Annotated in this window: 16 protein-coding genes, 3 tRNA genes, 1 CRISPR repeat array and 1 riboswitch; of the genes, 6 read left to right on the forward strand and 13 right to left on the reverse strand. The window is 26.6% G+C overall.

Annotated elements, in window-relative coordinates:
- Positions 1-94: 94 nt before the first annotated feature.
- From GFV00_RS03140 to GFV00_RS03180, 9 genes are all read right to left on the reverse strand, one after another.
- Positions 95-1,765 carry a T9SS type A sorting domain-containing protein gene (locus tag GFV00_RS03140; RefSeq protein ID WP_160557255.1) on the reverse strand — a complete coding sequence of 557 codons (1,671 nt, stop codon included), beginning with the start codon at positions 1,763-1,765 and terminating at the stop codon, positions 95-97.
- A 333-nt stretch (positions 1,766-2,098) separates the two neighbouring features.
- Positions 2,099-3,883, reverse strand: a complete 1,785-nt coding sequence (locus GFV00_RS03145) for a leucine-rich repeat domain-containing protein (RefSeq protein WP_160557254.1) — start codon at positions 3,881-3,883, stop codon at positions 2,099-2,101.
- Positions 3,884-4,097: 214 nt separating this feature from the next.
- The gene (locus GFV00_RS03150; RefSeq protein ID WP_160557253.1) at positions 4,098-5,702 is read right to left on the reverse strand and encodes a T9SS type A sorting domain-containing protein; all 1,605 of its coding nucleotides are present in this window, start codon (positions 5,700-5,702) and stop codon (positions 4,098-4,100) included.
- Positions 5,703-6,006: 304 nt separating this feature from the next.
- A complete protein-coding gene (locus tag GFV00_RS03155) occupies positions 6,007-6,675 on the reverse strand; it encodes a T9SS type A sorting domain-containing protein (protein WP_160562687.1) in 669 nt (222 codons plus the stop codon).
- A gap of 37 nt (positions 6,676-6,712) precedes the next feature.
- Positions 6,713-7,367: a CRISPR direct-repeat array (repeat unit 19 nt; unit sequence AAATTAACATTTTTAGAGA).
- 645 nt (positions 7,368-8,012) lie between these two features.
- Positions 8,013-9,797 carry a T9SS type A sorting domain-containing protein gene (locus GFV00_RS03160; RefSeq protein ID WP_160557251.1) on the reverse strand — a complete coding sequence of 595 codons (1,785 nt, stop codon included), beginning with the start codon at positions 9,795-9,797 and terminating at the stop codon, positions 8,013-8,015.
- 221 nt (positions 9,798-10,018) lie between these two features.
- On the reverse strand, positions 10,019-11,740 hold the full coding sequence (locus GFV00_RS03165) for a T9SS type A sorting domain-containing protein (protein WP_160557250.1): 1,722 nt from the start codon (positions 11,738-11,740) through the stop codon (positions 10,019-10,021).
- A gap of 828 nt (positions 11,741-12,568) precedes the next feature.
- Positions 12,569-12,641: transfer RNA gene (locus GFV00_RS03170), tRNA-Lys, on the reverse strand.
- A gap of 46 nt (positions 12,642-12,687) precedes the next feature.
- Positions 12,688-12,760, reverse strand: a tRNA-Lys gene (locus GFV00_RS03175).
- 39 nt (positions 12,761-12,799) lie between these two features.
- Positions 12,800-12,872 (reverse strand) — tRNA-Lys (locus tag GFV00_RS03180).
- A 114-nt stretch (positions 12,873-12,986) separates the two neighbouring features.
- On the opposite strand from GFV00_RS03180, the gene GFV00_RS03185 reads away from it, so the two are divergent.
- Positions 12,987-13,505, forward strand: a complete 519-nt coding sequence (locus tag GFV00_RS03185) for a shikimate kinase (protein WP_160557249.1) — start codon at positions 12,987-12,989, stop codon at positions 13,503-13,505.
- 13 nt (positions 13,506-13,518) lie between these two features.
- Here the strand turns inward: GFV00_RS03185 and GFV00_RS03190 are convergent, their stop codons facing one another.
- Positions 13,519-13,896: an RNA-binding S4 domain-containing protein gene (locus GFV00_RS03190; protein ID WP_160557248.1), complete on the reverse strand. Its 378-nt coding sequence runs from the start codon at positions 13,894-13,896 to the stop codon at positions 13,519-13,521.
- A 72-nt stretch (positions 13,897-13,968) separates the two neighbouring features.
- On the opposite strand from GFV00_RS03190, the gene GFV00_RS03195 reads away from it, so the two are divergent.
- Positions 13,969-14,667, forward strand: a complete 699-nt coding sequence (locus GFV00_RS03195) for a hypothetical protein (RefSeq protein ID WP_160557247.1) — start codon at positions 13,969-13,971, stop codon at positions 14,665-14,667.
- Positions 14,668-15,075: 408 nt separating this feature from the next.
- Here the strand turns inward: GFV00_RS03195 and GFV00_RS03200 are convergent, their stop codons facing one another.
- Complete coding sequence (locus GFV00_RS03200) at positions 15,076-15,636, reverse strand: 1-acyl-sn-glycerol-3-phosphate acyltransferase (protein WP_160557246.1); 561 nt, start codon at positions 15,634-15,636, stop codon at positions 15,076-15,078.
- Between the two features lie 505 nt (positions 15,637-16,141).
- On the opposite strand from GFV00_RS03200, the gene GFV00_RS03205 reads away from it, so the two are divergent.
- Complete coding sequence (locus GFV00_RS03205) at positions 16,142-17,095, forward strand: glycosyltransferase family 2 protein (RefSeq protein ID WP_160557245.1); 954 nt, start codon at positions 16,142-16,144, stop codon at positions 17,093-17,095.
- A gap of 3 nt (positions 17,096-17,098) precedes the next feature.
- On the forward strand, positions 17,099-18,130 hold the full coding sequence (locus GFV00_RS03210) for a glycosyltransferase family 2 protein (protein WP_160557244.1): 1,032 nt from the start codon (positions 17,099-17,101) through the stop codon (positions 18,128-18,130).
- A gap of 84 nt (positions 18,131-18,214) precedes the next feature.
- Here GFV00_RS03210 and GFV00_RS03215 read toward each other — a convergent pair whose 3' ends face one another.
- Together GFV00_RS03215 and GFV00_RS03220 are read right to left on the reverse strand one after the other, a co-directional pair.
- Positions 18,215-18,451 (reverse strand): hypothetical protein, encoded by a 237-nt coding sequence (locus GFV00_RS03215; protein WP_160557243.1) that lies wholly within the window; start codon positions 18,449-18,451, stop codon positions 18,215-18,217.
- A 19-nt stretch (positions 18,452-18,470) separates the two neighbouring features.
- Positions 18,471-18,803 (reverse strand): MerR family transcriptional regulator, encoded by a 333-nt coding sequence (locus tag GFV00_RS03220; protein ID WP_160557310.1) that lies wholly within the window; start codon positions 18,801-18,803, stop codon positions 18,471-18,473.
- Positions 18,804-18,922: 119 nt separating this feature from the next.
- Positions 18,923-19,122, forward strand: a riboswitch (cobalamin riboswitch).
- A gap of 112 nt (positions 19,123-19,234) precedes the next feature.
- Here GFV00_RS03220 and GFV00_RS03225 point away from each other — a divergent pair.
- Positions 19,235-21,271: a TonB-dependent receptor gene (locus GFV00_RS03225; RefSeq protein WP_221411015.1), complete on the forward strand. Its 2,037-nt coding sequence runs from the start codon at positions 19,235-19,237 to the stop codon at positions 21,269-21,271.
- Positions 21,268-22,398 carry a YncE family protein gene (locus GFV00_RS03230; protein ID WP_160557242.1) on the forward strand — a complete coding sequence of 377 codons (1,131 nt, stop codon included), beginning with the start codon at positions 21,268-21,270 and terminating at the stop codon, positions 22,396-22,398. The genes GFV00_RS03225 and GFV00_RS03230 overlap by 4 nt, the downstream gene beginning before the upstream one ends.
- Positions 22,399-22,556 lie beyond the last annotated feature (158 nt).

Below are 22,556 nucleotides of genomic sequence, written 5' to 3' on the forward strand. Positions count from 1 at the left end.
AACAGTAGTATAAGTTATCTATTATATAGTTTTAAATAATATTTCAAAATAAAAAAACCTGCATCAAGTGCAGGTTTTTTTACATTTTTGTAAATTATTTTTTTATGATTTTCTTAGTAACTATACCTTGATCGGTTGTAAGTGTTACTATATAAATTCCGGGAGCCAGGTCTTGCACATTTATTTCGTTATTTTTAAGCGATGGAAAAGTTTTTACTAATTTTCCAGAATAATTATACACATCAATAGATAAAGTTTTAAAAGGTGATGTGATCTTTACAATATCAACAACCGGATTAGGATATATTAAAACTGATTCAGCCCAATTTTTTGAAGGATTTTCTGATTTAATTTCTTCAATAGCAAACGCATTCGTATTATTTTCAACAAATCTTGCGGAATTGGCTATGGTTACTTCGTACCTTAAATTTAGATCGGGAATTAAATCATTTTTCATTTCACAAATCAATGTTTTTCCTGCATTTTTTCGATTTGCATAAAACTTACCTCTACTTCCATTCACTTTTACCTCTTTTTTGGTAGCTTTATCATACCAAACATAGGTTGTTTTCTTTCCTCGAATATTATATTCAGAAGAAAGATCCAATATATCTAAGTAACCCTTTGTACCTCCCTGTAGAGTTGATTGTGGATTAAATGCGACAATTGCTACTTTAGCGTAATCACCTTTAAGGGTTGAAATTTTAAATTGATTATCATATGCAACTAATATAAATAATTTATTAGCCGTAATGTCTAACGAGCTTAATTGATTATACGCACAAACGAGATCACTTAATTTACTATTTTTAGATGTATTTAAAGAAGTAAGCTTATTATCATAACAATATAAGTCTACCAGCTCAGTATTATTGAGTACGTCTAATGTAGCTAGCTTATTTTCATGACAATATAATTTTTCCAAAGAAATAGCATTGGATACATTTAAAGTTTTAAGTTCATTTTTAGAACAATCTAAATATTCAAGTTTTTTATTCGATACATCTAAAGTAATTAGTTTATTTTCAGAACAATTTAATCTTTTTAATTTAAGATTATTTGATAAATCCAACGATGTTAATTGATTATTATCACAGTATAAATCTTCTAATTCCACATTTTTTGATAAATCTAAAGTGGTAAATTGATTATTAGAACAATTCAAACTTACTAATTTAACATTTTTTGACAAGTCCAAATTATTTAATGAATTTTCGCTACAATCTAAAAATTTTAAGTTAATATTCTTAGATACATCTAATGAAGCTGAATAATTTTCTTTAAAAACTAATCTTGTTAACTTTAAATTTTTAGATAAATCAATTGAGGTTAATTGTGTTGAGTTTATAGATAATTCTTTTAAATTTCTAAAGTATTTCCCATCAAATTCTCCGTAAAATTTAGTTCCAATTAAATGTCTGTAATTACTTAAATCTAAAAAAGTTAAAACTTTAATACCATTTTTGTCTTCCCACCCAAATCTGTTAAAAAATTTTAAGATAATGGAGTGAGGTTTACCATTTATGGCATCAACCATATCTTTCCAGGTCAACCCTAACTGTTCATAATTCCATTTGTTATCCTCTTCAGAATATTGCATTAAAAAATTCAAAATTCCTAAAACATCCCTTGGATCATAAACAGAGATTTTTGAAACATCAAAATTACTTACTAAATAATGTCTTTTTTCCAAAACAGGATCTTTAGCCAGCATTGTTACGCTTAATAAGGCACATAACAACATAAAAAATAAATTTTTTTTCATAATATTATTATTTTATAAATTTTAATATGCTAATATATCAATAATTATTTAAAAAATTAGTTATTAAAAATAAAATATTTTTTATTTGTAGATCCTAACATGGATCCCGTTTAATTTTTGAGAATCAATTATTTCCATGATTATCTATAGAATATGGCACAGCTAATTTTTAGCAAAAAAACATACGTAATAAGCAGGGAATTATATAAGCAATTGAACTATAAACTTTATTTTAAATCGGTCTTTAATGAAGTGTTTTTTTAATATCTAATTTTACCAACTTATAAATAAAAAAACCTGCACTTTATGCAGGTTTTTTTACACTTTTCTAATTTATTTTTTTATGATTTTCTTTGTTACTATACCTTGATCGGTTATAAGATTCACGATATAAATTCCCGCAGGTAAATCTTGTAAATCCAATTCATTATTTATTACCCTTGGATATCTTTTAACTTCTTTACCTGCATAATTGTAAACACTTGCCGATGTTACATTTGCTGTAGTATTTATTTTTAATATATCTATTACCGGATTAGGAAATAGTTGTATCGATTCTGTTTCATTTTTTTGAGGACCTACCCATACAAATCCTTCCGATATATTTTCATTTATATTTCTTGATGCAAATGATACGGTATTTTTTATCGTTACTTCATATTCTAAAACAAAGTTTGGAAATAATTCATTTTTCATCTTACAGATCAAAGTTTTGCCTGCATTTTCCGGACCGGCATAAAATTTACCTTTTAGCGCATAGACGCCGACTTCTTGTTGAGTTGTTTTATCATACCAGGTATAGGTAGTATATTTTCCATCAATATTATATTCTGAAGATAAATCTAACACTTCAAAAATTCCTTTATCTCCTCCTTGAAGCGTTGCTTGTGGGTTTAATTTTAAAGATTTAATTGTAAGAAAATTTCCTTTTAAAGTGGATATTTTTAAATTATTATTAATTCCATTTAATTCACTTATCTTATTTATTTTCGGAATTAACAATTGAGCTATCTTATTATTACTACAATTTAAGTATGTTAAATTAATATTTTTAGAGACATCTAAATTTGTTAATTGATTGTAATCACAACCTAAATGTATTAAATTTACATTTTTAGACATATCAAATACTTTTAGTTTATTGGAATAACAATATAATGTTATTAAATTAATATTTTTAGACACATCCAAGGTGGTTAATTGATTGTTATAACAATTTAAATTTGTTAAATTAACACTTTTAGACACATCCAAGGTGGTTAATTGATTCGAAAAACACCATAAAGCATTCAAATTAACATTTTTAGACACATCCAAGGTGATTAATTGATTGTAATCACAACCTAAATATATTAAATTAACATTTTTAGACATATCCAATGCTTTTAGTTTATTGCGACTACAATATAATTCTTTCAAATTAACATTTTTAGACACATCCAAAGTTGCTAATTGATTGTTATCACAACTTAAATTTGTTAAATTAACATTTTTTGATACATCCAATGTGGTTAATTCATTCAAAATACATTCTAAATACTTCAAATTAACATTATTTGATACATTCAAGGTTGTCAATTGATTCCAATAACATCGTAAATTAGTTAAATTAACATTTTTAGATACATCTATAGTTTTTAACGGATTCATGGAACAATTTAATTCTGTTAGATTAACATTTTTAGATAAATCTATAGCTTTCAATCGATTGTCATAACAATTTAAATATTCTAAGTTCTTAAAATATCTTCCATCAAAAACTCCATTAAATTTCCTGGAACTTAAATTTAATTTAGTTAAAACTTTAATATTATTGCTAGCTTTCCAACCAAATATCCAGGATAATTTTGTAAAAATAACCTCCGGATTTTCATTAATAGCCTTAGCCATTTCTTCCCAGGTTAACCCCGCCAGTTCATAATTCCATTTTTTTTCACTTTCCGAATATTGCATAAAAAAATTCAATATTCCATATACATCCATCGCGTCATAATTAGTGGTAGTGGATGCTACAAAATGTTCTCTCAAGTAATTTTCTTGTTTGGAAATATCTATTGTTGCCAACAGTGGTGTTGCTGTAAAACACCACAATAAAATAAAAAGTAGATTTTTTTTCATAACATTTTTTTATTTTTTATTATTTACATATGCTAATTTAATATATTTATTTTTATTTTAACCTTATTTAAAAATAAATAGTTAATTATTTATTTTATAAATTATTTTAAATAATTCTATTTTTATTAAAAAAATTTATCTATTTCAATATCCAACGCAATATTTTTCTTATAAAAAAAACCTGCTCTTTAGCAGGTTCTTTAATTATTATAATTTACTTTTTAATAATTTTCTTAGAAAGTATTCCCTGATCGGTTGTAAGGTTTACGATATAATTTCCCGCAGGTAAATCTTGTAAATCCAATTCGTTATTTATTACCTTTGGATATCTTTTAACTTCTTTTCCTGCATAATTGTAAACACTTGCTGATGTTACTTTTGCTGCTGTACTTATTTTTAATATATCTATTACCGGATTAGGAAATAGTTGTATCGATTCTGTTTCATTTTCTTGCCCTCCTATGAGTTTAAAATTTTCCGGTATGAAGGTTGTTAAACTTTTGGCAGAAAAAGGTAAAATTTTTTGTATAGTTACTTCATATTCTAATTTAAAATATAAGAATATGGAACCACCTCTCATCTTACAAATCAATGTTTTTCCAGCATTTTTCGGACCTGCTATAAATCGCCCTTTATATGCATACATAGTTACCGGCAAACCGGTTGCTTTATCATACCATAAATAATATGTTTGCACCCCATTTTTAGATTTGAATTCCGAAGATAAATCTATGATCTCATAAAAACCTTTACTCCCTCCTTGTATTGTTTCCTGAGGTTCCACATAAGCATTTACTAAGTTTTTACTATTTATATTTAAAGTTGAAAATTTCAAAAAATTATGAGAACAAGATAATTGAAATACATCCATTGCTACATCAAGACTCGTTAGCTTATTATAGGAACAATTTAAAACATGCAATTTAGAATTCTTTGATAGATCTAATTTAGTCAATTGATTATTATGACCGTATAAAACTTCTAATTTTGAATTATTAGATAAATCTAAAGCTGAAATACTATTATTGTAACAATCTAATCTATATAATTCAAAATTCTTTGATACATCAATTTCAGTAAGCAGGTTTTTAGCACATAACAGATGTTGCAAGTATGAACAAACGGATACATCTATAGTTGTTAATTGATTTGCATCACATGCTAAAAATTTTAGATATTTTGAGTTTGATAAGTTTAATTGGGTAAGTTTATTTTCTTCACAGAACAGATTTACTAAATTTATATTATTAGATACATCTAATATAGACAAATTGTTATTTCTACAATATATTTCATATAAACTAATATTTTTAGATAGATCTAATGTATTAATTTGATTATTTGAACAATATAAATATTTAAGAAATATATTCTTTGTTATATCTAAGGATTCTATTTTATTGTCATTAATATGTAATTTTTTTAAATATCTAAAATTTCTACCACTAAATTTTCCAACAAGTTTCCTATCTTCAAAACCATTAAAATCAATTTCAGTTAAAACATTAAGACCCTCTTCCTTTTCCCATTTCAACCTTGAAGATAATTTATCAATCAAAACTTCGGGTCTACCCATTAAAGCGTTATAAATATCTTTCCAGGTCAACTCGAGTATCTCATAATTCCATTTTTTTGTTTCTTCTGAATATTGCATTAGAAAATTTAATAATCCATAGACATCTCTTGGGTTATATTTTGAAATAAATGAGACCACATTGTTATTTACATTGTAATCTTTTTTATCCAGAATTAAATTTTTAGCCGGCATATTGGCACTTACAAACATGAACGCCAAAATAAATAATAGATTTCTTTTCATACTATTAATATTATATATTTTTATGCTAATATAATATATTTAATTAAATATATTATATTTTTAAAAAATATATTTTACATTTTTTCTCATAAACTATTACCATATAATAATCTTTTATAGATTTCTTAATGAAGAAAATGCGTTGATAAACATAAAAGATAAACAGTAATATATACGAATTATAACAGATATTTATTTTTAACGAAGTGGTTTTGAATACAGTCTTTAGTTGTAAATAATCAATTCTATACTTACATAAAAAAAAACCTGCTTAAGAGCAGGTTTTTTTTTTATTTATTATAATTTATTTTTTAATAATTTTCTTAGAAACTATTCCCTGATCGGTTGTAAGATTTAGGATATAAATTCCTGCAGGTAAATCTTGTAAATCCAATTCATTATTTATTACCCTTGGATATCTTTTAACTTCTTTTCCTGCATAATTGTAAACACTTGCCGATGTTACATTTGCTGTAGTATTTATTTTTAATATATCTATTACCGGATTTGGAAATAGTTGAATCGATTCTGTTTCATTTTTTTGAGGACCTACCCATACAAATCCTTCCGATATATTTTCATTTATATTTCTTGAAGCAAATGATACGGTATTTTTTATCTTTACTTCATATTCTACAACAAGGTTTGGAATTAATTCATTTTTCATTCTACAGATCAAAGTTTTGCCTGCATTTTCCGGACCGGCATAAAATTTACCTTTTAGCGCATAGACGCCGACTTCTTTTTGAGTTGTTTTATCATACCAGGTATAAGTAGTATATTTTCCATCGATAGTATATTCTGATGATAAATCCAACACTTCAAAAATTCCTTTATCTCCTCCTTGAAGCGTTGCTTGTGGGTTTAATTTTAAAGATTTAATTGTAAGAAAATTTCCTTTTAAAGTGGATAATTTTAAATTATTATTAATTCCATTTAATTCACTTATCTTATGAACTTTCGGAACTAGCAATTGAGCTATTTTATTGTTATAAAAATATAAATTTATTAAATTAACATTTTTAGTTACATCCAACGTTGTTAATTGATTATAAGAACAATTTAATTCTTTCAAATTAACATTTTTAGATACATCCAAGGTGGTTAATTGATTAGAATAAAAATTTAAATATATTAAATTAACATTTTTAGATACATCCAAAGTTGTTAATTTATTGGAATAACAATTTAAATATGTTAAATTAACATTTTTAGAGAGATCCAAGGTTGTTAATTGATTGGAATAACAAGTAAAATATATTAAATTAACATTTTTAGAGATATCCAAGGTTGTTAACTGATTGGAACCACAATATAAATTATTCAAATTAACATTTTTAGAGACATCTAAGGTCCTTAATTGATTGTCATTACATTCTAAATATGTTAAATTAACATTTTTAGAGACATCTATATTTGTTAATTGATTCAAATGACATTGCAACTTAGTTAAATTAACATTTTTAGAGACATCCAAGGCTTTTAGCTTATTGGAATTACAAGATAATACTTGTAAATTAACATTTTTAGAGATATCCAAGGCAGTTAATTGATTCGAATAACAATATAATTCTTTCAAATTAACATTTTTAGAGACATCTATAGTTGTTAATTGATTCGAAGAACAAAATATATTTTTCAAATTAACATTTTTAGAGATATCTATAGTTGTTAATCGATTCGAATGACAATGTAAAGATTCTAAATTCTTAAAAAATTTTCCATCAAAAACTCCATTAAATTTTTTGTAGCTAAAGTTTAATCGAGTTAAAACTTTAAAATTATTGCTTGCTTTCCATGTAAATACCCCGGATAATTTTGTAAAAATAACCTCCGGATTTCCATTAATAGCTTTAGCCATTTCCTCCCAGGTTAACCCCGCCAGTTCATAATTCCATTTTTTTTCACTTTCCGAATATTGCATAAAAAAATTCAATATTCCATATACATCCATCGCATCATAATTGGTGGCGGTGGATACTACAAAATGTTCTCTCAAGTAATTTTCTTGTTTAGAAATATCAACGGTTGCCAACAGTGGTGTTGCTGTAAAACACCACAATAAAATAAAAAGTAGATTTTTTTTCATAACATTTTTTTATTTTTTATTATTTACATATGCTAATTTAATATATTTATTTTTATTTTAACCTTATTTAAAAATAAATAGTTAATTATTTATTTTATAAATTATTTTAAATAATTCTATTTTTAATTAAAAAATTTTATAGTTTTCAACATCTAACCCATTATTTTTCTTATAAAAAAAACCTGCTAAATAGCAGGTTTTTTACTTTATTTTTGTTTAACTTATTTTTTTATAATTTTTTTGGATAGTCTTCCTTTTTCGGTATCTATATTCACGATATAAATTCCTGCAGGCAAATCTTGTAAATCCAATTCATTATTTATTACCTTTGGATATCTTTTAACTTCTTTTCCTGCATAATTGTAAACACTTGCTGATGTTACTTTTGCTGCTGTACTTATTTTTAATATATCTATTACCGGATTTGGAGTTAGTTGTATCGATTCTGTTTCATTTTTTTGAGGACCTACCCGTACAAATCCTTCCGGTATATTTTCATTTATATTTCTTGAAGCAAATGATACGGTATTTTTTATCGTTACTTCATATTCTACAACAAGGCTTGGAATTAATTCATTTTTCATCTTACAGATCAAAGTTTTGCCTGCATTTTCCGGACCGGCATAAAATTTACCTTTTAATGCATACGTGCCGACTTCTTGTTGAGTTGTTTTATCATACCAGGTATAGGTGGTATATTTTCCATCAATAGCATATTCTGATGATAAATCTATCAATTCAAAAATACCTTTAGCTCCTCCTTGAAGCGTTGCTTGTGGGTTTAATGTTAAAGATTTAATTGTAAGAAAATTTCCTTTTAAGGTGGATAACTTTAAATTGTTATTAATTCCACTTAATTCACTTATCTTATGAACTTTCGGAACTAGCAATTGAGCTATCTTATTATCACTAAAATATAAGTATAGTAGATTAACATTTTTAGATACATCTAAGGTTGTTAATTGATTGGAATAACAATTTAATGTGGTTAAATTAACATTTTTAGAGACATCTAAGGTGGTTAATTGATTCAAATTACAATGTAATGTTATTAAATTAACATTTTTAGTGACATCCAAAGTTGTTACTTGATTGGAATAACAATATAAATCTGTCAAATTAACATTTTTAGAGACATCTAAGGCTTTTAGCTTATTGGAATAACAATCTAAAAATATTAGTTTACTATTTTTAGATACATCTAAGGTTGTTAATTGATTAGAATTACAATTTAAACTATACAAATTAACATTTTTAGAGATATCCAAGGCTGTTAATTGATTCGAAAAACACTTTAAAACTAATAAATTAACATTTTTAGAAACATCCAAGGTTGTTAGTTGATTTGAATAAATATTTAAAAGCATCAAATTAACATTTTTAGATACATCCAAGGCTTTTAACTTATTGGAATAACCATATAATTCTTTTAAATTAAAGTTTTTAGAGATATCCAAGGTTGTTAATTGATTGGAAGAACAATTTAAATATGTTAAATCAAGATTTTTAGAGATATCCAAGGTTGTTAATTGATTCGAATTACAATATAAACCTTTCAAATTAACATTTTTAGTAATATCTATAGTTGTTAGTTGATTGCCAGTACAATACAATGTTTCTAAGTTCTTAAAATAATTTCCATTAAAAACTCCATTATAATTTTTATAGTTTAAATTTAATTGAGTTAAAACTTTTAAACCATTGATATTTTTCCAACCAAATTTACCGGATAATTTTGTAAAAATAACCTCCGGATTTCCATTAATAGCTTGAGCCATTTCTTCCCAGGTTAACCCCGCCAGTTCATAATTCCATTTTTTTTCACTTTCCGAATATTGCATAAAAAAATTCAATATTCCATACACATCCATAGGGTCATAATTGGTGGTTGTGGATGCTACAAAATGTTCTTTTAAGTAATTTTCTTGTTTAGAAATATTAACGGTTGCCAACAGTGGTGTTGCTGTAAAACACCACAATAAAATAAAAAGTAGATTTTTTTTCATAACATTTTTATATTATTTATTATTTACATATGCTAATTTAATATATATATTTTTATTTTAACCTTATTTAAAAATAAATAGTTAATTATTTATTCTATAAATTATTTTCCAAATTCAATTTTTAATAATAAAATTTATCGCTTTCAATATCAAACCCACTATTTTCCACATAAAAAAAACCTGCTATACATAGCAGGTTTTTACTCTTTTAAATCTTTATATTATTTTTTTACAATTTTTTTGGACACAAACCCTTGATCTGTTTTAAATATTATAAAATAAGCTCCAGCGATGAGATCTTCTAAATTTATTATGTTATTATTAATAATTGGTATTCTTTTTACTTTTTTTCCGGAAAAATTATATATATCTGCGGATTGAACTTTAGATGATGTATTAATCTTAAGGTTGTCTATAAAAGGATTGGGAGAAACATGGAAAGAATTTAATAAATCTTCATTTACTCCTACCATTTTGAAACCTTCAGGTATAGAAGCATTCATATTTTTAGCTGTAAGAATCATAGAATTTGAAATTGTAACTTCATATTCCTGCTTAAATCCGGGAATAAAATCATTTTCCATATAACAAATTAAAGTTCTGCCAATATTTTCGGGCCCGGCATAAAACATACCGTTAGATGCAAAAATATTCACTTTTTTATTAGTTGCTCTATCTAACCAAACAAATGAGGTTTTTTTACCATTAATTATATATTCAGAGGATAGATCGATTAATTCTAGAAAACCTTTCGTTCCTCCTTTTATTATGGATTGAGGATTTATATAATTATCTTTAATTTTAAGAAAATTTCCTTGTAAAGTAGAAAATTTGAGTTGATTGTAATATGCATACAAAATATCTAAATTTGAGTTATTAGATATATTTAATGAAGTTAACTGATTGTAATGACAATAAAGATTTCTTAATTTACTATTCTTAGATACATCTAACTTGGATAACTGATTGGAAGAACAATATAACGTAATTAAATTAACATTATAAGTTAGATCTAAGTCTTTCAACTGGTTATTATAAATTATTAATTCTTTAAGATTTTCATTATTGGTTACATCTATGGATTTTATCTGATTATTATAACACAACAAATTCTCTAATTTAATGTTTTTCGTAACATTTAATGTAGTTAATTTATTATATCCGCAACTTAATTTAATTAAACTTGAATTATAGTATACATTTACATTAGATAATTGATTATTACTGCAACTTAATTCTTTTAAATTAAAATTTCTATAAACATCTAAATTATTCAGGAAATTATTATCGCAAGATAAAACAGTCAAATTAACATTTTTAAATACATCTATTGTATTCAATTTATTATTATTACAATTCAATTCTTTTAAATAATAATTTTTCGTTAGATCCAAATTTTCTAATAAATTTTTTGAACAATTTAAATAAACTAAATTAGTATTTTTGGTAATATTCAGTTTATTTATTAAATTATTAGAACAATTAAGCTCTTTTAATTTATTATTACTCGTTAAGATTAGATCATTAAATTTATTAGATGAGCAAGATAAATATTCTAAATTCTTAAAATATTTCCCTTCAAAAACTCCGCTAAATGATTTACTATTTAAATTTAATTTTTGTAAAACTTTACTATTATTTATTTCTTTCCATGTAAATAAATAAGATAATTTACTTAAAACATTATCCGGACTACCATAAATAGCTTCCGACATTTCGTTCCAACTTAAGCCAACCAATTCATAATTCCATTTTTTGGATAGATCCGAATATTGCATAAGAAAAGTCATGATCCCAAAGACATCCATGGAATCATAATTTGAGTTAGCGGAAGCTACTAAGCTTTTTTTTAATTGAATTTCTTGTTCAGGTTGATGATCTAAAGCGAAAACTCGTGAGCTGATAAAGATTCCGACTAAAACAATAAGTACATTTTTTTTCATATTATTATTTTTATTTTAAAAATTTAAAATGCGAATATAAAATATTTTTACTACAATATACATTGTTACAGAATAAATTTAAGCATATTATTAAATTTTAAATTGTGTTAAATTAATTTTTATCACGGTTTATTGTTCAATTATTTTATATTCTTTATTAAATAATTTATAATTTTTATTAATAACTTATTATTTTACCAATGAAATTCTTATTTGAATTAAAATTAATACTCAAATGAAGCAAAAGAATACGCTTTATATTTTTATCAGAATAATATTTTTGATATAATAAAATTAAATAGTTAAATTATTATTTTATCTTATCGCATATTTATATAGAAATTCATATAAATAACTATCCATCCAATTTTTTATTTTATATAATCATAAAAACACTATATTTTAGGAATTTCTCTATAAAATAATTTACAATTAACTTTTTAAAACTTAAGTTTTGCAATAATGAAAAAACACCATTATATATGAAATCCTCTATAAATATGTAATTAATTTTATTTTTTATACCATTACACCAAAAAGTAAATCATTTTGAATTTATAATTTAATTGGTTGAATTATCAACACTATTCAGATATTTACTTTGAAAATTTTAAAAAATATAAGTTTATGGCTTAAATTAAAGTTTTCGTAATTTTAAAAATAAAATATGCAATCAAGGTTCAAGTTTTGATCATAACCTTAAATAAATATGAAGAAATGCTTATAAATTAGCAAGGCATATACGAAAAAAAAGGAGATGTTTATGATTTGTTTACGTACGCGAAATAAAAAGAGCTACAAAAAATTTGTAACTCATTGATTTTTAAGTGACCCCGGAGAGGCTCGAACTCTCGACCCATTGATTAAGAGTCAATTGCTCTACCAACTGAGCTACGGAGTCATAAACAAGAAAAGCTTGAGAATCTCAAGCGCGAATTTTCAAAATGTGACCTGGCTGGGGCTCGAACCCAGGACCCCAACATTAAAAGTGTTGTGCTCTACCAACTGAGCTACCAGGTCTCCCTAAATGTATATATAATCTATTCTTTGAATAGATTGTGACCTGGCTGGGGCTCGAACCCAGGACCCCAACATTAAAAGTGTTGTGCTCTACCAACTGAGCTACCAGGTCTTTATTTAGTGTTTGCTAAGCATTTTCGTTTAGCGAGTGCAAATATAATGACTTTTTTTGGGTATGCAAATATATTTGATAAAAAAATATGATATTTGTAAAAAATCTGAACGTATGATTATTTCTTTATTGGGTTATATGGGAAGTGGAAAATCTACTGTTGGCAAATATCTTGCGAAATCTCTCAACATAACATTTATTGATTTAGATGAGTATATTTCAGTTCAAGAAAATAAGTCCATTCAAGAAATTTTTTCCATCCATGGAGAAATTTATTTTCGTAAAAAAGAAAATTTTTATCTGAATGAATTATTAAACGGTGACAATATAGTGTTGAGTTTAGGAGGAGGCACTCCCATTTATCATCGCAACATGAATAAGATCAAAGAAAAAAGCTTCTCCTTCTATTTAAAAATGAATGCTTCGGAATTGGCAAAAAGGTTAAGTAAAGAAAAAGAACACCGCCCTCTTATTGCTCATTTAGAAGACGAATCTTTACCGGAATTTATTGCCAAGCATTTATTTGAACGTTCAACATTTTATGAGTCGGCAGCTTATAAGATAGCGGTTAACCAAAAAACTCCGGAAGAAATAAGCAATGAAATCATTACCGTACTAAAAAATACTAAATAAACTTTTAGTGTATTTATTCATCCTCCCATTCCAGAGTATAATCGTCTAACTCTCTCCTATCCTTTTTGGTGGGCCTGCCTAACCCTTTTTGTCTATAATAGTTTTGCGTTTGTGTTCTTGATTTCATCATTTCAATCTGCTCAGGATCTGTCAGGTCTTTAATATATAAAGGAACCAGTTTTGCTCCTACCCGATTGGGAGGAATTTGTATAACTTGGATCGTATAGTCAATCTGATTTTTTCTAATTTTATACGTTTCACCAACTAATATTTCTTTTGAAGGCTTCAAGGGAGCTTCATCTAAAAATACTCGATTTTTCTTACATTCTTCGGTGGCAATTGCCCGCGTTTTATAGAAACGCACACACCATAAAAATTTATCTATTCTCATTGGTTGAAAAAATTGGTCTTTAAAATTAAATTTAATTGTAAATTAGCAACTAAATTAACATATTTTATTTACATGATTAAAAAATCCCTTTTAGCCGCCTGTATCTTTTCTCTTTTATTTTTTGTTTCGTGTGGAAGCGATGATAATAACGCCTCAACCTTATCCGTTGATGAGCAAAATACAGCTGATGATATGGCTATTGTTAATTTTTTAAATAATTATTATTTTGATGATCTTGGGAAAGTAACCAAATTTTCTGATACGGTTACTCCAACTGATAAAGAGCCTTTGAGCAAAAATGCAATAAAATCTCCTTTAGGATACTGGGTAGTTAAAAATCCAAAGGCGGATCAGGGCATAAACACCTCGAATATAGCTGACGGTAAAAACAATATACTTATTCATTATTCATTAAAATATTTTGTTGCAACTGAAGGAGGTAATGGATATTCAACCTTGAATACTTCATCAAGTACAATTGATAATTCAGGGATTGCACAAGAAGACCCTTTCTTTTACAAAAAGCCCAAAAACGATACGATTCAAAGTGAAAACTATTATGTAATTAAAGGTATTGTTGACGGATTAAAGGATTTCAAACCAACTAATAAATCTAAAAATGACCTTTACCATGTCTTACAAGGTTTAATCATCGTGCCTTCTCGATTGGCATACGGTAGAGAATCCAATTATATAAACAGTAAAGATGCTACGTTTATTTTAAATTTTGAATTGTATAAAGTTTGTCCTCAAGATCAAACATGTAATTAAACTTATATATTGTTTGAATGTTTTGTTCAAACAATTGTATAACCATTTGTTATCAACAATTATGTACTGTTGATTATTGATGGTTACTAATTTTAAGTTATTTTTATACATCATATAGAATAGATTTGCAGCACAGAATCAGTAAAATGTTTTTCTATATAATGCGGAAAAACATAGAAATCAATGACGTTTAATACGGTGCAATTATCCAGATCAGAGACTTATTACTATCATCCATAACGTTGATATATGTTATATATCCATTAAAATTGCAGGCAATAGTCATAAACAGAATATTCTTGCCGGAAATCTGATTTTTACAAATAAAATCTTAAAGTTGCTGACTTGTTCCGGCAATATAAGAAGTCAAAAAATATTTTTAATGCCTAAGAATTTAGATAATCTAATTTAATAAATCTTAGGATTATAGTTTTCTGGAAATTTAGCCATTTCCGGTTTATAAAAGTCTTCTATTTGGTCAAATATCTCTTCAATCGTTTGATTGCCAATATAAATTAATTTGGAAACACCGGTTACTTTGTTTTTATAATCGGCATAGGCTAGAGCAATCGGAACGTTCGCTTGCTTAGCTATATAGTAAAAACCTTTTTTCCATTGTAAGGCACGGGAGCGAGTGGCTTCCGGAGTATTTATTAAAGCCATCGAATCAGAATTTTTTATTAGTTCCGATGAATACTGAACCAAATTATTCCATTGACTTCGATCGACTCCTAAACATCCGAGTGCTTTGAAAAAGAATCCATACCATGGCTTGGTATAAGCATCTTTAATCATTACTTTATAAGGAATTTTTAAACACCAAAAACTGGCTAAACAATAATATAAATCCCAATTCGAGGTATGGGGAGCACAAATTAATACGCATTTTCTTAATTCATTAACAGGCACTTCATTTTTAAATTTCCATCCCATTACTAACAGCATTAACCTTCCTAGTAATTTTTTCATAATTTGATTACTTATTAAAAATAATTAAAAAGTTCAGTTAATTTACATTAACTGAACTTTTCACATGTATATAATTTTCTAATTAACTGAACATTGACATTATGTAATCCATAATAACTAACACCATCTTAAAGAGAATTTGTACCATGATCTTTTTATTTTTTTTCTGAATTAATTAAAACACTAAACTTTAAAAAAGATATATTCAGGTGCACTACATACAGTTATAAAAACCTGAGCTTTAATTATCAGAATCTCTATTATATATGAACGCCCTAAATTTTTTGCTAAATTAAAAATTTTCTTTGAATTTAACTCAAATTATTAAATTAATTATTAATACTTTATCGAATTTTATTTACATTTTTAATAATCAATATTCATTTATTGTTCTGTTATCCTATAGATGACGTAAGAATGAATTTCCAAAACTTTTTTATTAAAAAAAAGCCGCTATACACAGTTTAATTAAAAATATTTTACTTTTGTATTTATATATAATTTTATGACTCCCCTCGTATCAGTTATTATGGCTGCTTACAATGCAGAAAAACATATATCTGCATCAATTGAATCATTGATCAATCAAACGTATACAAATTTTGAATTGCTGGTTATTAATGATGGCTCATCCGATAGAACTCAATCGATTGTAGAAGAATTTTGTATAAGAGATTCACGAATCAAACTTATTAATAACGATAAAAACCTATTTGTTATAAAATCCCGTAATATCGGAATTGAAAATGCTAAAGGTAAATATTTGGCCATATTAGATGCTGATGATCTTGCACTACCCAATCGATTGGAAAAACAAGTTGAATTTCTGGAGAATAATCCGGATGTATTTTTAATAGGCAGCAGTGCTCATATAATTGATGAAAACAATACTATTTGTAATGATTTTATAGCTTTAACCGATTATCATGAATTAAAAAGAAACATTCTTAAAAACAATTTATTCTATCATTCTTCTATAATGTTTAGAAATGAAAAAGTTTTTTATCGAGAAAAAATGATTTATACGGAAGACTATGATCTCATTTTACGGTTATTTTCAGAAGGTAAAAAAATTGTAAATATACCTGATACTTTAATTTCATACAGAAAAACCAATCATTCACTTTCAAAAACCAAAAACAGACTAGTGCAATGGTTGTTTATCTATAAAGCCCGTGAATTTTATCGAGAAAGTCTAGATAATGGTAAAGACAGTTATGATGCGTTTAATCCACAATCATTTATTAATATAGAAGATATAGATTTTCCAATTAATAAAAATGATTTGTTATATGCCATGAAAATTTGTTTTTACAGAAAAGATGCAGATCAATTAAAATTTTTAGTAAAAAAATATCGTAACAATTATTCTATTTCTATTAAATATTTACTTTATTTCCTTTTTTCTAAAAATAAATATATTTTTACTTTTTTATATAAAATTTATTCAAAATTATAAACCATGGATATATTAATTAAGTCTTTCAATCGTCCTTTTTACCTTGATAGATGTTTAACTAGCATTCAGAAATATGTTATAGGAGATTATACTATCAAAGTTTTAGATGATGGAACACCTGAAAAGTATCTAAACAAAATAAAAAATAAATATCCATTTATTAAAATTATAAAATCTGAAAATTATAAAGAAAAAGAAGAAGCAATTAAAGAAAATTTAAGGTCAGGAAAAGATATAAATGGTTTTAAAATTCCTACTCAACTTTGGATAAACTCAGTTAAAGAATCAACTCCTTATTTTATAATTACTGAAGAGGATGTTTGGTTTACTAAAAAAATAAATGTAAATGAATTAAATGAAATAATGAATAAAGAAAATATTTCTTTACTCAGACTTGGATGGTTGGGAAATCATAATTTTATGGAATATCATAAATTTGAACAATTTAAAATTAACTCCTACATATCTTCAATTTGTCCAAAACTTATAACGGCACCCTATTTTATTATGAAATCTTTTTTTTATAATAAATATAAATTTTATAGTATATTATATAGATTAAAATTAGCAAATAATAGTACTAGAGCAAAATATTGGATACTTAATTCAATTCTTATGGGAATGTATAAAAAAGAGTATTGGCTTAAAATATGGTATGATATAGATGGTGTTAATGAAAAAAAACAATTGTTAAATGCAGCAATGTATTTTAGAAAAAATAAACATAATAAAAATCTAATCGCTCAAATGAATGAAGAGGTTATGAAAACAACTTTCACTTCATCGGCAACTAATTCTTATCACAAATATGGATTCAATTTCGATGTAAATCAATATAATTATCTAATCAATGAAAAATGGTATAATGATGAATTTGATCCCATGCAAAACTTTCCTAAGGATTTTTCAGAAGATTACATCCTATCATTTTTGAAAAATGATAATAATCAAAAAATAAAACCTGAAGAATGGAAAAAATGGGCAGAAAAATTTAAACATCAATATCGAATTCAAGGTTGTGAAATTGATGATTAAAAGCAAAATAGATAAATTATAAAAAAATAAGCAGTGATTTAACTGCTTACTTTTTTTAATATCATAAATAAATCTAAGAAGTCATTACTCCTCTTCATCATCATCGTATTTTTCGATTTCAGCATCGCAAAAATCGAATGCTTGTTGAATCAATGAATTTACTTCATTAGCAACCTCTTCCTCTTCTCCTTCCAAATCATCAAACCATTCAACCTCTTCTTCTTCTACATTTAATATAAATCTAGGAAACTCTGTATGCACAACAAATAAATCTTCAGGAAAATCCGAATTGTCTGCCATTAAAAACTTAGGTAATTTCATATTGTCTTTATTTAAATTTTTATTCGTCTAATAATTCTTTTAACTTAATTAATTCTGCCTTCACCAACTCTAAACGAGCAATGATTTCAACTTTTTTGGATAAATTTTTTTGAGATTGTAAAACAACTTTTGCTCCTTCTAAAGTATATCCTTTTTCTTTTACTAAATGAAAAATTATTTTAAAATTATCAATATCTTTTGGAGTAAAGAAACGGTCTCCTTTTTTATTCTTTTTGGGTGAAATACTATCAAATTCTTTTTCCCAAAACCTTATAAGTGAAGTATTAACATTAAAAGCCTGTGCTACTTCACCTATGGAATAATATAATTTTTCAGGAAGTTGTACGTTCATCATTCAAATCTAATGATTTTTTAATTCAACTTACTATAGTTCGTTTAAAAAATTGATCTTTTTTTAGAATTAATTGATACTACCCAAATAATCAATACGGATGCCCTAAAAATATTTATTTATATTTGCCTAAATTTGGTGATTGCTATTTACCGGTAAATAGGCAATCTTAAAAGGGAATTCGGTGAAAATCCGAAACAGGCCCGCTGCTGTAATCTTCTAGTACGTTTTAAGAGATATACCACTGAGGAGTTTCTTTCTTGGGAAGGTTCTTAAAATGAAGTAAGTCAGAATACCTGCCAAATTTAACTATAGTTTTACAAGCTTTCGTGGAACAAGGCTGAAACATTAAAAGCATTTCATATTCACTTTTCCTGTTTACTTTTCCGGAAACTAGTTTACTATATCTGTAATTTAAGATATTCGACTCCATGATGATGAACATCAATCATAAATATAGTGTATTTGCTTTTTTATTAAGCCTGATGAGTCCATTATCTTATTCCCAAGAAAAAAAAGACAGCATTACTGTAACAGAATTACAGGAAATACTGGCAACGGGAAAAAGAAATGATAAAGGAATAATTCCTTTCCAAGAATTGAAAGGAAAAGAATTAGAAAATCGAAACAGCTCTTCGGTAGCTGATGCCGTACGATTATTTTCAGGAATTCAACTTAAAGATTATGGAGGTGTAGGAGGAATGAAAACAGTTAACATTCGAGGAATGGGAAGCGAACACGTAGGTGTATTTTATGATGGAATAGCCATAGGAAATGCTCAAAACGGAATGGTTGATTTAGGAAAATTTTCCATGGATAATTTAGAATCAATATCAGTATACAACGGACAAAAAAGTCAAATATTCCAACCCGCTAAAGATTTCGGCTCTGCCGGAAGTATCTATTTAACCACCAAACGCCCTGTTTTTACGGGTGAAAAAAAAACTAATATAGGCGCTACTTATCGTTCCGGATCATTTCATTTAATTAACACCTCCCTCCTATGGGAACAAAAATTATCCTCATTAATTTCATCTTCTCTTACTATGGAATATATTAATTCAGATGGAAAATATAAATTTCAACAAAAGAAAGGTAATTGGGATACGATCGCTGTAAGACAAAATGGTAACATAAGTGCTTTTCGAACAGAAGGAAATTTATTTGGCATCCTACCTCATGGTAAATGGAATCTGAAAGGATATTATTATGATTCAAGCAGAGGAATACCCGGTGCCGTTTTAAAAAATTCGTATAAAAGGTATCAGTTTGCTCAACAATGGGATCGTAATTTATTTTTGCAGGGTTCTTTTGAAAAAATAATCAGCACAAAATACAGAATAGCATTAAACGCTAAATATGCTCATGATTTTACCCATTATAAAAATTTAGAAGTTTTTAATGATCCTATTTGGGGAAATAAATTTTCCAATCGTATTAACAATACTTATAAGCAAGATGAACTATATATTACATCCTCACAACTGGTTACTTTATTTTCTTTTTGGGATATTTCTTTATCTGCAGATTACCAACATAACGGAATGAATGCCGATTTAAAAAATTTTGCTTCTCCTTCGAGAAATACAGAAATGATCGCTTTGGCTACAGCTTTCCATTGGGATAAACTTAAAATTCAAACAAGTGTTTTAGGTACATTTGTGCAAGATAAAACGAAACACATGAACAGCATGGGTACAGCTTCAGACAAAAATGAATTTACCCCTGCTGTTTTCTTAAATTACCAACCTTTACATTCTAAAGATATTAGCATTCATGGTTTTTACAAGAGAATTTTTAGAATGCCAACATTTAATGATTTATACTATACAGATTTTGGAAATTCAAATTTAAAACCGGAATATACTAATCAGTTCGATGCAGGTATTCGTATAAATAAAAACTTTACTTCCGGTAGTTTTACTCATTTTGATTTAACTATTGATGCCTATTATAATACGGTCAAAGATAAAATTATAGCTTATCCTAAAGGACAACAATTTCGTTGGACCATGTTAAATTTTGGTAAAGCACGTATAAAAGGGTTAGACTTATCTTCTAAGACTTCAATAGTAATAAAAAACGTTTTAGTTTCAACCCTGATAACCTATACGTATGAAGATGCACAAAATTTATCTTCTCCTATTTTAAATTATAAAAATCAACTTCCTTATATACCTTGGCACAGTGGGACATTTACTTTAGAAGCTGCTTACAGAGATTGGAATCTAAATTACAGCTTTATGTATACGGGAGAACGGTACAATTCTCCTTCTAATAATCCTGATAATCATGTAAAAGCTTGGTATACTCATGATATACAACTTTCAAGAGAATTATTTTTCACTAATATCAAATGCAAAGCATCTTTACAAATCAATAATATTTTTAATAAATATTACGACATAGTAGCCAATTATCCCATGCCGGGTAGAAACTATACGATCATCATTAAATTAAACATATGAAAAAACTAGAAACTATGGTAGCAAGGAAATTTTTAGTACCAATTTTAGTAATTATTACAGGGTTTATTGTTTCTTGTAGTAATGACGATTCATGGTATGAAGATGATTCAAACATTATATCCCAACCGGATGCCAAAAAAGGGTTATATATTTTGAATGAAGGTAATTATCAACAAAACAACTCTTCTCTATCCTATTTTGATTATGATACAGCTGATTTTTTTAATAACTATTTTACTAAAATCAACCCTGATCAAGGTGGATTGGGCGATACCGGTAATGATTTAAAAATTTATAAGGATAAAATGTATGCCGTAATCAACGGTTCTAATTATGTTGAAATTATGGACGCTAAAACAGCCAAGCATATAGGAAAAATAACTATTCCAAATTGCAGATACATTACATTTAACGGTGACTATGCGTATGTATCTTCATATGCCGGTTCTACTCCCAACGGACAAGGATATGTTGCCAAAGTTGATCTTACTAACGGCACCATTGTAAATGAAGTTACTGTCGGACGCAATCCGGAAGAAATGACTATTGTAAATAATAAGCTTTATGTTGCTAATTCAGGAGGATATTATTCTCCGGATTATGACACAACGGTTTCTGTAATTGACATGAACAGTTTTACAAAAATTAATGATATCGAAATCGGTAAAAACTTACATAGAATACGTAAAGATAAGAATAATCATATTTGGGTTACTTCAAGAGGCGATTATGCTAATTTAAAGCCTTTCGTTGCTGTTATTGATCCATCGACTGATCAAGTCATTAATAAACTGAATTTAGCGGTTTCAGACTTCACTTTTTATAAAGACAAACTTTATTTTTATGGATCAGAATATTCATCAGGAAAAACTATAAATAATTATGGTATTATAAATATAGATACGCAAAAAGTGATAAGTTTCCAATTAATCAAAGAGGGTTTAAAGTCTGAAATTATGGCTCCGTATGGGATAATTGCCGATCCTGAAAATGGCAGCTTTTATATTGGAGATGCTATGGATTTTGTTTCCAATGGAAAAATATATTATTTCTCAAAAAATGGCGACTTACAATGGTCGAAATCAACCGGCGTATCTCCCGGACATTTTGCCTTAGTAAGTAAATAAATTTTTTAAACTACTATAGCTTTAAAAAAAGTAAAAAGATTGTTTTTCAACAATCTTTTTACTTTTTGGTACTGTATCTTAATATCCTACCTATTATATAGCATAAAAATATTGTAGGAAAACTGATGAAAAATGGGTAAATAAATAATACAATTACT

Source organism: Apibacter sp. B3935 (assembly GCF_009827705.1).
Taxonomy (GTDB): Bacteria; Bacteroidota; Bacteroidia; order Flavobacteriales; family Weeksellaceae; genus Apibacter.

Coding starts and splice junctions, on each gene's coding strand:
- GFV00_RS03230 (WP_160557242.1), top strand. CDS start 21,268: ATGAAAAAACTAGAAACTATGGTAGCAAGGAAATTTTTAGTACCAATT.
- GFV00_RS03160 (WP_160557251.1), bottom strand. CDS start 9,797: ATGAAAAAAAATCTACTTTTTATTTTATTGTGGTGTTTTACAGCAACA.
- GFV00_RS03145 (WP_160557254.1), bottom strand. CDS start 3,883: ATGAAAAAAAATCTACTTTTTATTTTATTGTGGTGTTTTACAGCAACA.
- GFV00_RS03190 (WP_160557248.1), bottom strand. CDS start 13,896: ATGAGAATAGATAAATTTTTATGGTGTGTGCGTTTCTATAAAACGCGG.
- GFV00_RS03185 (WP_160557249.1), top strand. CDS start 12,987: ATGATTATTTCTTTATTGGGTTATATGGGAAGTGGAAAATCTACTGTT.
- GFV00_RS03195 (WP_160557247.1), top strand. CDS start 13,969: ATGATTAAAAAATCCCTTTTAGCCGCCTGTATCTTTTCTCTTTTATTT.
- GFV00_RS03200 (WP_160557246.1), bottom strand. CDS start 15,636: ATGAAAAAATTACTAGGAAGGTTAATGCTGTTAGTAATGGGATGGAAA.
- GFV00_RS03220 (WP_160557310.1), bottom strand. CDS start 18,803: ATGAACGTACAACTTCCTGAAAAATTATATTATTCCATAGGTGAAGTA.
- GFV00_RS03165 (WP_160557250.1), bottom strand. CDS start 11,740: ATGAAAAAAAATGTACTTATTGTTTTAGTCGGAATCTTTATCAGCTCA.
- GFV00_RS03210 (WP_160557244.1), top strand. CDS start 17,099: ATGGATATATTAATTAAGTCTTTCAATCGTCCTTTTTACCTTGATAGA.
- GFV00_RS03225 (WP_221411015.1), top strand. CDS start 19,235: ATGATGATGAACATCAATCATAAATATAGTGTATTTGCTTTTTTATTA.
- GFV00_RS03150 (WP_160557253.1), bottom strand. CDS start 5,702: ATGAAAAGAAATCTATTATTTATTTTGGCGTTCATGTTTGTAAGTGCC.
- GFV00_RS03205 (WP_160557245.1), top strand. CDS start 16,142: ATGACTCCCCTCGTATCAGTTATTATGGCTGCTTACAATGCAGAAAAA.
- GFV00_RS03215 (WP_160557243.1), bottom strand. CDS start 18,451: ATGAAATTACCTAAGTTTTTAATGGCAGACAATTCGGATTTTCCTGAA.
- GFV00_RS03140 (WP_160557255.1), bottom strand. CDS start 1,765: ATGAAAAAAAATTTATTTTTTATGTTGTTATGTGCCTTATTAAGCGTA.